Source organism: Streptococcus sp. 27098_8_66 (assembly GCF_041431945.1).
Classification (GTDB): Bacteria; Bacillota; Bacilli; order Lactobacillales; family Streptococcaceae; genus Streptococcus; species Streptococcus dentalis.
This window is the reverse complement of sequence record NZ_JAPVYS010000003.1, coordinates 59,641-71,668: the sequence shown is the minus strand read 5'-3', so window position 1 is coordinate 71,668 and position 12,028 is coordinate 59,641. Positions and strand designations below refer to the sequence as shown.

At 44.9% G+C, this 12,028-nt stretch carries 12 protein-coding genes; 10 read left to right on the top strand and 2 right to left on the bottom strand.

From position 1 onward, the window contains the following. Positions 1–192 precede the first annotated feature (192 nt). The 3 genes from O3642_RS03630 to O3642_RS03620 all read left to right on the top strand — a co-directional run bounded on the left by O3642_RS03630 (position 193) and on the right by O3642_RS03620 (position 5,328). Positions 193–2,550, top strand: coding sequence for a DNA translocase FtsK (locus O3642_RS03630; RefSeq protein WP_371605420.1), 2,358 nt, complete (start codon positions 193–195; stop codon positions 2,548–2,550). Between the two features lie 67 nt (positions 2,551–2,617). Then, the gene (locus O3642_RS03625; protein ID WP_371605419.1) at positions 2,618–3,004 is read left to right on the top strand and encodes a VOC family protein; all 387 of its coding nucleotides are present in this window, start codon (positions 2,618–2,620) and stop codon (positions 3,002–3,004) included. A gap of 8 nt (positions 3,005–3,012) precedes the next feature. After that, on the top strand, positions 3,013–5,328 hold the full coding sequence (locus O3642_RS03620; protein WP_371605418.1) for an HAD-IC family P-type ATPase: 2,316 nt from the start codon (positions 3,013–3,015) through the stop codon (positions 5,326–5,328). A 43-nt stretch (positions 5,329–5,371) separates the two neighbouring features. Here O3642_RS03620 and O3642_RS03615 read toward each other — a convergent pair whose 3' ends face one another. Beyond that, positions 5,372–5,716, bottom strand: a complete 345-nt coding sequence (locus O3642_RS03615; RefSeq protein ID WP_049474322.1) for a DUF3397 family protein — start codon at positions 5,714–5,716, stop codon at positions 5,372–5,374. A gap of 160 nt (positions 5,717–5,876) precedes the next feature. On the opposite strand from O3642_RS03615, the gene rplK reads away from it, so the two are divergent. The 7 genes from rplK (at position 5,877) to O3642_RS03580 (ending at position 10,813) form a co-directional block, all read left to right on the top strand. Further along, positions 5,877–6,302, top strand: a complete 426-nt coding sequence (gene rplK / locus O3642_RS03610) for a 50S ribosomal protein L11 (RefSeq protein ID WP_003005369.1) — start codon at positions 5,877–5,879, stop codon at positions 6,300–6,302. Positions 6,303–6,399: 97 nt separating this feature from the next. Then, on the top strand, positions 6,400–7,089 hold the full coding sequence (rplA, locus tag O3642_RS03605) for a 50S ribosomal protein L1 (protein ID WP_003005355.1): 690 nt from the start codon (positions 6,400–6,402) through the stop codon (positions 7,087–7,089). Between the two features lie 163 nt (positions 7,090–7,252). After that, positions 7,253–7,984, top strand: a complete 732-nt coding sequence (pyrH, locus tag O3642_RS03600) for a UMP kinase (RefSeq protein ID WP_003005706.1) — start codon at positions 7,253–7,255, stop codon at positions 7,982–7,984. A 19-nt stretch (positions 7,985–8,003) separates the two neighbouring features. Further along, complete coding sequence (gene frr, locus O3642_RS03595) at positions 8,004–8,561, top strand: ribosome recycling factor (RefSeq protein WP_003005165.1); 558 nt, start codon at positions 8,004–8,006, stop codon at positions 8,559–8,561. 99 nt (positions 8,562–8,660) lie between these two features. Next, the gene (gene cvfB, locus O3642_RS03590) at positions 8,661–9,515 is read left to right on the top strand and encodes an RNA-binding virulence regulatory protein CvfB (protein WP_049490840.1); all 855 of its coding nucleotides are present in this window, start codon (positions 8,661–8,663) and stop codon (positions 9,513–9,515) included. Between the two features lie 10 nt (positions 9,516–9,525). Next, on the top strand, positions 9,526–9,741 hold the full coding sequence (locus O3642_RS03585; RefSeq protein WP_003005127.1) for a YozE family protein: 216 nt from the start codon (positions 9,526–9,528) through the stop codon (positions 9,739–9,741). A 79-nt stretch (positions 9,742–9,820) separates the two neighbouring features. Next, a complete protein-coding gene (locus tag O3642_RS03580; protein WP_371605417.1) occupies positions 9,821–10,813 on the top strand; it encodes a PhoH family protein in 993 nt (330 codons plus the stop codon). A 47-nt stretch (positions 10,814–10,860) separates the two neighbouring features. On the opposite strand, the gene ald is transcribed toward O3642_RS03580, so the two are convergent. Continuing rightward, a complete protein-coding gene (ald, locus tag O3642_RS03575) occupies positions 10,861–11,973 on the bottom strand; it encodes an alanine dehydrogenase (RefSeq protein ID WP_371605415.1) in 1,113 nt (370 codons plus the stop codon). Positions 11,974–12,028: the final 55 nt, after the last annotated feature.

Sequence of the window (12,028 nt, the reverse complement as noted above, 5' to 3'; positions counted from 1 at the left end):
TGTTTATCTTTTGGAAATCATTCTGGGTCTATTTGCTTCATTAAAAACTTTCCCGATCTTCGCTTACAATACCTACCGATCAAAATGGGGCTAGGACCGGTTTCTAGCTTCATTTTTTTCAGTTTTACTCTGCACGTGTTTGGAAATGATTTTACTAGAGAACTGGCCTGGAAATGTGATATAATAAAAGTTATGGCAAACAATAATCAATCAAAAAAAACACGGTCGACGAGACGACTGTCCAAAGCAGAATTAGAAAGAAAAAAAGCGATTCATCGCATGATTGTGACCATTCTGATTAGTCTGGTTTTAGTCTTTGCGGCTTTGAAATTGGGGGCAGTAGGGGTCTTGGCCTACAACTTAATCCGACTGTTTGTTGGGAGTTTGGCCTATTTGGCTATTTTAGCGACTTTTTTCTACCTCTATGCCTTTAAATGGCTGGACAAACACGAAGGGGTTATTTCAGGATTCCTAAGCTTCTTTGCTGGGGTTCTCTTGATGTTTCAGGCCTTCTTTGTATCCTCCCTTCATTTAGACAATAATGGAATCAAGGTCACCTTTTCAAGAATCATGGCAGACTTGATTCATCTGCGAGTGGAGAGTTTTGCCGGTGGTGGTATGATCGGTGCCCTTCTTTATGCTCCGATTTCCTTCCTGTTTTCAAATATTGGCTCTTATTTTATTGGCCTTCTCTTTATCGGATTGGGGATCCTCTTGATGAGTCCTTACTCCATCTATGATTTGTTTGAAAAGGGATCGGAAGCCTTCCACGCTTCTATGGAAAAACGCAAAGAACGTCGCGAGCAGAAGTTCCTTGAAAAGGAAGTGAGAGTTGCTGAGGAAGCTGCGGCAGCTGAAAGAGAGCAAGAAGAAGCAAGTGCAGTTCTTCCAATTCCCCTTTCAATGGAAGGGCATCCTGTAGATCCTGAAACAGGAGAAGTGTTGGCGGAGGAGCCGTTCACAGAGCCCTTCCCAGAAGCCGAAATTGTCGCACCAACAACACCAGAGATCTACCTGCCAGATGAAGAGTGGCCTGAAGAGCCTGAAGCATACGAAGAGCTTCCAGTAGCCGAAGAATTCGAGGACGATGGGGAAGAGGTTCAAGTGGATTTCACACCGAAGGAACTCCTCCAGTACAAGCTTCCAACCATTGATCTCTTCGCGCCTGACAAGCCGAAAAATCAATCCAAAGAGAAAAACATCGTTCGCCAGAACATCCGCATTTTGGAAGAAACCTTTGCAAGCTTTAACATCAAGGCGACAGTGGAGCGGGCGGAAATCGGTCCTTCTGTTACCAAATATGAAGTCAAGCCAGCTGTCGGTGTGCGGGTCAATCGCATCTCCAATCTAGCAGATGATTTGGCCTTGGCCCTAGCAGCAAAGGATGTGCGGATTGAAGCGCCGATTCCAGGGAAATCTCTGGTCGGGATTGAAGTGCCCAACTCAGAGATTGCGACCGTTTCCTTCCGTGAATTGTGGGAGCAGTCTAAAACAGATCCGGCTAAACTCCTTGAGATTCCTCTTGGAAAGGCCGTAGATGGTTCAGCTCGAACCTTTGATTTGGCTCGGATGCCCCACCTCTTGGTAGCGGGGTCTACCGGATCTGGTAAGTCAGTAGCGGTCAATGGCATTATTTCGAGTATCTTGATGAAGGCCCGTCCGGACGAAGTCAAGTTTATGATGGTCGATCCAAAGATGGTGGAGCTTTCTGTCTACAATGATATTCCTCACCTCTTGATTCCAGTGGTGACCAACCCACGTAAGGCCAGTCGGGCCCTGCAAAAGGTTGTCGATGAGATGGAAAATCGCTACGAGCTCTTCTCGAAAGTGGGTGCTCGCAATATTGCTGGCTTTAATGCCAAGGTGGCTGAGTACAATGCCCAGTCTGAGATGAAGCAAGTGCCCCTCCCATTGATCGTGGTCATTGTTGACGAGTTGGCAGACTTGATGATGGTCGCAAGTAAAGAAGTGGAAGATGCCATTATTCGCCTTGGACAGAAGGCGCGTGCAGCGGGGATCCACATGATCTTGGCGACCCAACGGCCATCGGTTGATGTTATCTCAGGTTTGATCAAGGCCAATGTGCCTTCCCGTGTCGCTTTTGCGGTATCATCTGGGACCGATTCACGGACCATCTTGGATGAAAATGGGGCAGAGAAACTGCTCGGTCGTGGGGACATGCTCTTTAAACCGATCGATGAAAACCACCCAATCCGTCTACAAGGATCCTTTATCTCAGATGACGATGTGGAGCGGATTGTCAACTTTGTCAAAGAGCAGGCAGAAGCCGATTATGATGATGCCTTTGATCCAGGCGAAGTATCGGAGTCGGACTTTGATGGAGGCATGGGTAGCTCCGACGAGGGTGATCCTCTCTTTGAAGAGGCCAAGGCACTCGTCATCGAGACCCAAAAAGCCAGTGCTTCGATGATCCAGCGCCGCTTATCGGTTGGTTTTAACCGGGCGACTCGCCTCATGGAAGAGTTGGAAGCAGCGGGTGTAATTGGACCAGCTGAAGGGACCAAGCCTCGAAAAGTATTGCAACAATAAGTCTAGGGGGAAGAGGGCACTTGCCCCACTCCCTTTTCTTTTTATAGAAAATAGAAAGTAGGACCAGATGAAGTTAGATACGATTCATCATATTGCCATCATTGGACGGGATCGCGACGCCATGTTGCACTTTTATGTGGACCTGTTGGGATTTGCGATTGTCAGTGAGTATGACCGTCCCGAACGCGGAGATATCTTGATCAATCTCCGCCAGGGCCAGCTGACTTTAGAACTCTTTATCAAACCGACGGCCCCAGAACGGCCTAAGCTTCCCCTGCCCGAGCATGCGGGACTACGACATCTGGCCTTTAAAGTGGAAGATGTAGAGGAGTATCTAGCTAGATTGGATCAGCTAGGTATTGAGAATACAGGCCTTCGCTATGATGATTTTGATGGTAAGAAGATGGCATTTTTCTTCGATCCAGAAGGATTGCCCTTGGAAATACATGAGTGAGGAAAGCAATGGATAGATTAGAAGGACTCAGTCAGGAAGAAGTAGCCAAAAAGATCCAAGAGGGCAAGCAAAATAAGGTCACGATTAAGACAGAAAAAAGTATTGGGCAGATCATTCGAGACAATGTCTTTACCTACTTTAATCTGATATTTTTGATTTTGGCTATTTTGCTGGTAGCAGTGAAGTCTTGGAACAATCTCTTGTTTGTCCCGATTGTCGTGGCCAACTCCTTAGTTGGAATTGTGCAGGAAGTCCGCTCTAGACGTATCTTGCGTCAGATGCAATTTCTACATATGAGTGAGGCGATCGCTCTTCGTGAAGGAAAAGAAGTCGCTTTACCTATCGATCAGCTGGTGGAGGGCGATCTGGTCCGCTTTCAAGCTGGAGATCAGATCTATGCGGATGGGGTCTTACTAGAGGGAGAGCTAAAAGTCGATGAGTCGCAATTGACGGGTGAAGCTGATGAGGTCAAAAAAGGAGCACAAGACTCACTCATGTCAGGTAGCTTTGTGATCGCTGGTCAAGGTTTAGCGCGATTGGAAAAAGTTGGGAACGACTCCTACATCAACCAATTGAGCCTGGAAGCCAAGCAGGTTAAGTCTCATGAGGAGTCCGATATGGTCCATGCGGTCAATCGAATTGTGGGGATCATTGGTCTTCTTATCATTCCGCTAGGTTCCCTCCTTTTTCTTCGTAGCTATATCAGCCTAGGCGATAGTCTCAAGCTCAGTGTGACTTCAACAGTCGGGGCCTTGATCGGGATGATTCCAGAAGGCTTGTATCTATTGATGACCTTGGCACTGGCTCTTGGTGCTGTCAGATTGGCCAAGGAAAAGGTTCTGCTCAATAGCATGAAGGGGATTGAGACCTTATCGCGGGTGGATGTCCTTTGTGTCGATAAGACAGGGACCATTACAGAGCCAGGTATGGAAGTAACAGAGATTCGTCCAGTTAAAGACGCTCAAGACTTGGAAGCTCTAGCTCAGTATGTCAAGGCTAGTATGGATCAAAATGACACCATGGATGCCATCCGAAAATTTCACAAGACACCAGTCAGCCAGCCTTGGAAGGCTCTCGACAATCAGCCCTTTACGTCTAAGAAAAAGTATGGGGCAATTGCCTTTGGATCTGGGATCTATGTATTAGGCGCACCAGAATTTGTCTTACGAGAGGGCTTCTCTGAGCTTGAACCAGAGATAGCTCCTGCTACTCAGGCAGGCAATCGTGTCTTGGCCTTTGGGAAATATCGGGGAGATCACCTGGGAGAGACTTTAGAGGCTCCTGTAGACTTGGTGGCCTGGATTATTCTCTCCAATCCGTTGAGAAAAAATGCCAAAGAAACCTTCGCCTACTTTAAACAACAAGGAGTGACCATTAAGGTCATTTCAGGGGACAACCCAGCTACAGTCTCAGCTATTGCACAAAAAGCAGGCATTAAAGGAGCAGAAGATCTAATCGATGCCAGAACCTTACTGACGGAAGAAGACTTGCACCAGGCGGCGAGCCAATATACGGTCTTTGGTCGAGTGACACCAGAGCAAAAGAAAAGCCTTTTAGAAGGCTTGCAGGCAAAGGGGCATAAAGTCGCCATGACTGGAGATGGCGTCAACGATATTCTGGCTCTCAAAACAGCGGATTGTAGTATTGCGATGGAATCTGGAAATGATGCGACCAAAAAGATGGCGCAAGTGGTTTTACTGGATTCTGACTTTGGGAAGATGCCGTCCATCGTGGCAGAAGGGCGACGGGTGGTCAATAATATTCAACGATCAGCCAGTCTCTTTTTGATCAAGAATATCTTTTCCATTTTGTTGGCCATCTCAGTGACGCTTTTAGCCTTTACCTATCCCATCATGCCGTCGCAGATGTCTTTGATCAGTGGTTTTACGATTGGGATTCCAGGATTCTTCCTAGCGCTTGAGCCCAATAGCGAGCGCATCAAAGGGCGCTTTATCGAAACGGTCTTTAAAAATGCGCTACCTGCTGCCTTGACGGATTTTATACTGATTTTTAGTCTGGTCTTGCTGTCTTCTACATTTGGCATGAGGTCGGAAGAGCTCTCGAGTGCAGCCATCTGCTTGATGGCCTTCGTTGGTTTTACCATCATCTACCAAGAATCCCAGCCTCTCAATCACTACAAGAGACTGGTTCTTCTAGGAAATATCCTAGCTTTTCTGGTTTCAAGTAGTATCTTAGGTAGATTCTTTAACATGAGCCCCTTGAGGATCCAAACACTGCTTATCTGCGCTGTCATGGCCGTTCTTGCTCTCATCTTGATCCAAGTCTTCAAGAAGTTGGTGGGCTGGTTCTTTCATCGGAAGTAATAAAAGAAAAGGCAACTCTTAAAAATAGAGTTGTCTTTTGGTATTAAATAAACAAACTAGCTGTTAAGATCAGATAGAGCAAGAAGGTGACTAGAAATCCAGCACGCCAGAAGTATTTGATAAATCTAGGGTAATAAAAACACTTTTTCTTTTTTAAGAAATAAATCGTTAGCCCCAAGGCTAAAAGCGAAAGGCTTAAAGCTAGCAGCGGTAAGAGGCTGTGATAAAAGGCGCTGTCTGAGATCAGGTAGTACTCTAGGGCAAATAAAGGAAAGGCAATATCGGTGGATCGCCATCCTCTTTTTTGGAGTTTAAAGAGGTGAACAATGATGCCGCTCAGAATCAGCGTTAAAAAAATAAATAATACAGAAGCAACTTTGATTAACATAGCTTCATTCTATCATAAAACGAAAAAAAAGTTTACTATATTTTAATTTTTTCTTGCAAAAAAAGAGAAATCGTGTATAATAGAAAGGTATGCACAAAGCATACTTGTGGGAGGTAAAAATCTATAATTACCGCCAAAACCACAAAGGAGGATTTAAGAAATGGCTAAAAAAGTCGAAAAACTTGTAAAATTGCAAATCCCTGCTGGTAAAGCTACTCCAGCTCCACCGGTTGGTCCAGCGCTTGGTCAAGCAGGTATCAACATCATGGGATTCACTAAAGAGTTTAACGCTCGTACAGCTGATCAAGCTGGTATGATCATCCCAGTTGTTATCACTGTTTATGAAGATAAATCATTCGATTTCGTTACAAAAACACCACCAGCTGCTGTTCTTTTGAAAAAAGCTGCAGGTGTTGAAAAAGGTTCAGGTACACCGAACAAAACGAAAGTTGCAACTGTAACTCGTGCACAAGTACAACAAATCGCTGAAACTAAGATGCCAGATTTGAACGCTGCAAACATTGAGTCTGCAATGCGTATGATCGAAGGTACTGCTCGTTCTATGGGATTCACTGTTACTGACTAATTGTAACAATCCTATTTGCCCGCAATACACTTGATCAAATGACGAGTGACGTGGGAGATGAAAATCGATATGACCACATTACAAGGAGAAAGATAAAATGGCTAAAAAAAGCAAACAACTTCGTGCTGCTCTTGAAAAAATCGACAGCACAAAAGTCTACAGCGTAGAAGAAGCTGTAGCTCTTGCAAAAGAAACTAACTTTGCAAAATTTGACGCAACTGTAGAAGTTGCTTACAACTTGAACATCGACGTGAAAAAAGCTGACCAACAAATCCGTGGTGCAATGGTATTGCCAAACGGAACTGGTAAAACAGCTCGCGTACTTGTATTTGCACGTGGTGCAAAAGCTGAAGAAGCAAAAGCTGCTGGTGCAGACTTCGTAGGTGAAGATGACCTTGTTGCGAAAATCAACGATGGTTGGTTGGACTTCGACGTTGTTATCGCTACACCTGACATGATGGCTCTTGTTGGACGTCTTGGACGTGTCCTTGGACCACGTAACTTGATGCCAAACCCTAAAACTGGTACTGTAACTATGGATGTTGCGAAAGCAGTTGAAGAGTCTAAAGGTGGTAAAATCACTTACCGTGCTGATAAAGCAGGTATCGTTCAAGCGATCATCGGTAAAGTTTCATTCGATGATACTAAATTGGTTGAAAACTTTAAAGCTTTCAACGACACAATCCAAAAAGCAAAACCAGCTACAGCTAAAGGTACTTACGTAACTAGCTTGACTTTGACTACAACTCAAGGTCCTGGTATCAAAGTGGATGTTAACTCACTTTAATTGAAATAAAAAGCTGCCTTCGGGTAGCTTTTTTTGTACTCCATTTTTATTTGCTACAGTTGGTAAAACTAATCGGATGGAAAAAAGAAAATTTTGATAGATATGACTATATAAAAAACGTAATTTATGGTAAAATAATACAGATTAAAAAAGGAGAGAGAAAATGGTAGAACCTAAGTATAAACGTATCTTAATCAAGCTATCTGGTGAGGCTCTTGCCGGCGAACGTGGTGTCGGAATCGATATCAAAACTGTCCAAAATATGGCCCAAGAAATCAAGGAAGTTCATGAACTTGGAATTGAAATTGCCTTGGTGATCGGAGGGGGAAACCTTTGGCGTGGAGAACCTGCTGCTGAAGCAGGAATGGATCGTGTCCAAGCAGACTACACAGGGATGCTTGGTACTGTCATGAACGCTCTTGTGATGGCTGATTCGCTTCAACAAGTTGGCGTGGATACCCGTGTTCAAACAGCGATTGCCATGCAACAAGTTGCAGAACCATATATCCGTGGTCGTGCCCTTCGTCACCTTGAAAAAGATCGGATCGTGATCTTTGGTGCAGGGATCGGTTCTCCTTACTTCTCAACAGATACAACCGCAGCCCTTCGTGCAGCTGAGATTGAAGCAGATGCCATTCTCATGGCTAAAAATGGGGTCGATGGTGTTTACAATGCCGATCCGAAAAAAGATGCTTCAGCTGTGAAATTTGAGGAATTGACTCACCGTGATGTCATCAACAAAGGTCTTCGCATCATGGACTCAACAGCTTCCACTCTCTCCATGGACAACGATATTGACTTGGTTGTCTTTAATATGAATGAACCAGGCAATATCAAACGGGTTGTCTTTGGTGAAAATATCGGTACAACTGTATCAAATAACGTAGAAAAATAATAGAAAATAGAGGAAGATTATGGCAAACCCAATCGTAGAAAAAGCAAAAGAAAGAATGACTCAGTCTCATCAAAGTTTGGGACGTGAATTTGGTAGCATCCGTGCTGGACGTGCAAATGCAAGTCTTTTGGATCGTATTTTCGTAGAATACTACGGAGTAGAGACTCCTTTGAACCAATTGGCATCTATCACTATTCCAGAAGCGCGTGTCTTGTTGATCACACCATTTGATAAATCATCTTTGAAAGACATCGAGCACAGCATCAATGCTTCTGACCTTGGCATCACTCCAGCCAACGATGGATCTGTTATCCGCTTGGTTATCCCAGCTTTGACAGAAGAAACTCGTCGTGACTTAGCAAAAGAAGTGAAAAAAGTGGGTGAAAATGCTAAAGTAGCGATCCGTAACATCCGTCGTGATGCTATGGATGAAGCGAAGAAACAAGAAAAAGCAAAAGAAATCACAGAAGATGAATTGAAAGGTCTTGAAAAAGAGATCCAAAAAGTTACGGATGATGCTGTCAAACATGTGGATGAAATGACAGCTCACAAAGAAAAAGAATTGATGGAAGTTTAATCCATCCCAACCATTACAGGAAAGAAAGACTCAGTTGGCACTGCTGGCTGGGTTTTATTTCCATTATTCTTGTGAAGAGGCAAGAGGAAAGAAGGAAACATGAATACGAATCTAGCAAGCTACATCATGGGAATGGTCATCGATGAAAATGATCACTTCTATTTTGTTCAAAAAGATGGCCAGACATACGCACTTGATAAAGCAGAAGGCCCACACAAAGTCGGAGAAAGTGTCAAGGGCTTTGCCTATACAGATATGAAGCAAAAGCTCCGACTCACGACACTTGAAGTCACTGCAACTCAAGAAAGCTTTGGCTGGGGAACGGTTACGGAGGTGCGCAAGGATTTGGGAGTCTTCGTGGATACAGGACTTCCAGATAAGCAGATTGTTGTCTCACTAGATATCCTACCGGAGATCAAAGATCTATGGCCTAAAAAGGGCGATCGTCTCTATATTCGCTTAGAAGTCGATAAGAAAGATCGGATTTGGGGGATCTTAGCCTACCAGGAAGATTTCCAGCGTTTAGCTCGTCCAGCCTATAACAATATGCAAAACCAAAACTGGCCAGCCATTGTCTACCGCTTGAAATTGTCTGGAACCTTTGTTTACCTTCCAGAGAACAATATGCTGGGCTTTATCCACCCAAGTGAGCGCTATGCAGAACCACGTTTGGGAGAGGTCTTAAATGCTCGTGTTATTGGTTTTCGTGAGGTGGACCGGACCTTGAATCTATCTTTGAAGCCACGCTCCTTTGAAATGTTGGAAAATGATGCCCAAATGATTTTGACCTATTTGGAAGCCAATGGAGGCTTTATGACCTTGAATGATAAGTCCTCTCCAGAAGAGATCAAAGCAACTTTTGGGATTTCAAAAGGCCAGTTCAAAAAGGCTTTAGGTGGTTTGATGAAGGCCAAAAAAATCAAGCAAGACCAGTTTGGAACAGAGTTGATCTAAGAGGAGGCTTATGCGAAAATCATTTTATACTTGGCTGATGACGGAGCGCAATCCTAAAAGCAATGCTCCTAAGGCCATTCTAGCAGATCTTGCTTTTCACGAGTCTGCTTTTCCCAAGCATACAGATGACTTCGATGAAGTCAGTCGCTATCTAGAAGAGCATGCCAGCTTTTCCTTTAATCTTGGCGATTTTGATGCGATTTGGGAAGAATACCAAGCCCACTAGAGAAGGATAGGTCGAGGATGGTTTTTTCTCGGCCTCTTTGTTATAATAATAGAAAAACACAGGTAGAGAGGTTCTTTATTTGCAAGAACATTCAGTTGAAATTACATTAACGCATCCAGACGATCTCTTTCATTTGTTTGGATCTAACGAACGCCATCTCCGTTTGATGGAGCAAGAATTTGGGGTAACTATTCATGCCCGGACAGAAATCGTCCAAATCATTGGAGAAGAAGAAAGCTGCGAGCAGGTTCGTCAAGTCATGCAGGCTCTTTTGGTCCTCGTTAATCGTGGCATGACCATTGGGACGCCGGATGTGGTGACCGCCATTACCATGGTGAGAAATGGTGAATTGGATAAGTTCATCGCTCTCTATGAAGAAGAGATTATCAAGGATAGTTACGGCAAGCCCATTCGAGTTAAAACGCTTGGTCAAAAGATCTATGTCGATAGTGTCAAGAACCATGATGTCACTTTTGGGATTGGACCAGCGGGGACTGGGAAAACATTCCTAGCGGTGACCTTGGCCGTGACTGCCCTCAAGCGTGGTCAAGTCAAACGGATCATTTTGACGCGTCCTGCTGTAGAAGCTGGAGAGAGCCTTGGTTTCCTACCAGGAGATCTCAAAGAAAAAGTGGACCCTTATCTACGACCGGTCTATGATGCTCTTTACCAGATTTTAGGGAAAGACCAAACCACTCGGATGATGGAGCGGGAGATTATCGAGATTGCGCCTTTGGCTTATATGCGGGGGCGGACCTTGGACGATGCCTTTGTCATCCTCGATGAAGCGCAAAATACCACCATCATGCAGATGAAGATGTTTTTGACCCGTCTTGGTTTTAACTCTAAGATGATTGTCAATGGAGATACCAGCCAGATTGACCTTCCTCGAAATGTTAAATCCGGCTTGATTGATGCCCAGGAGAAATTGAAGAACATTTCTCAGATTGACTTTGTGCATTTCTCTGCCAAGGATGTTGTTCGCCATCCTGTAGTAGCAGAAATTATCCGGGCCTACGAGCCCATTCCGAATCCAGTTGTCAAAGAAAAACTGGATGTGGAAGAAGAATAAAAGAAAAGGCAAAGATCATCGGATCTTTGCCTTTTTTATGTTAGAAATTAAATCAATTCGTCGATTGGTGTGAAATCACGCTCTAAACCAGTAGCAACTGGTTGGCTTGTGATGCGACCTTGGTAAGTGGTGACCCCTTGGCGCAGGCCTTCGTCGATGGCGATGGCCTTGTGGAAGCCATTGTCAGCTAGGGATTCGACATAAGGAAGGGTCACATTGGTAAGGGCGATAGTAGAGGTACGAGCGACAGCCCCTGGGATATTGGTAACGGCATAGTGGAGCACACCATGTTTTTCGTAAACTGGCTCCGTATGCGTTGTGACACGGTCTGCTGTTTCAATAACCCCACCTTGGTCAACGGCCACATCGACGATGACTGAACCGGGACGCATCTGTTTAACCATATCGTCTGTCACTAATTTAGGAGCTTTAGCACCAGGAATCAAGACAGCACCGATGACAACATCGGCATCACGGACGCTGGCCTCAATGTTAAATGGATTGGACATAAGGGTTTGGATTTGGTGACCAAAGACATCTTCCAGAACAGCCAAACGTTTAGCACTGATATCTAAGATGGTCACTTGGGCACCAAGTCCAAGGGCGATACGAGCCGCGTGGGTTCCAACGACACCGCCTCCGATGATGGTGACTTTTCCTTTGGGAACACCTGGTACCCCACCTAGGAGGACTCCTGATCCACCTTCTTGTTTGGTCAGGAAGTGAGCACCGATTTGCACGGCCATCCGTCCAGCAACCTCACTCATTGGCACCAAGAGTGGCAATTGTCCATCAAGGTCACGCACCGTTTCGTAGGCCACCCCTGTTGTTTTAGCTGAGACCATAGCGTCCGCTAATTCTGGAGCGGCAGCCATATGCAAGTAGGTGAAGAGCAAGAGGTCTTCACGAAGGAAGTCATATTCTTCAGCGAGAGGTTCTTTGACTTTGACCACCATCTCAGCGGCCCAAGCTTCTGCTGCAGTCGCAACGATGGTTGCCCCTTGCTTCGTGTAATCTTCATCCGCAAAACCAGAACCTAGTCCTGCATTTGTTTCCACCAAAACGTGATGACCTTTCTTCACCAAGCTTTGTACACCTGCAGGTGTCAAACCGACCCGATTTTCGTTGTTTTTAATTTCTTTAGGAATTCCAATGAGCATTCTTGCCTCCTTGCTCAGATTTAGGTGTAAAAAGGCCATTGGTGTGAGATTGCTC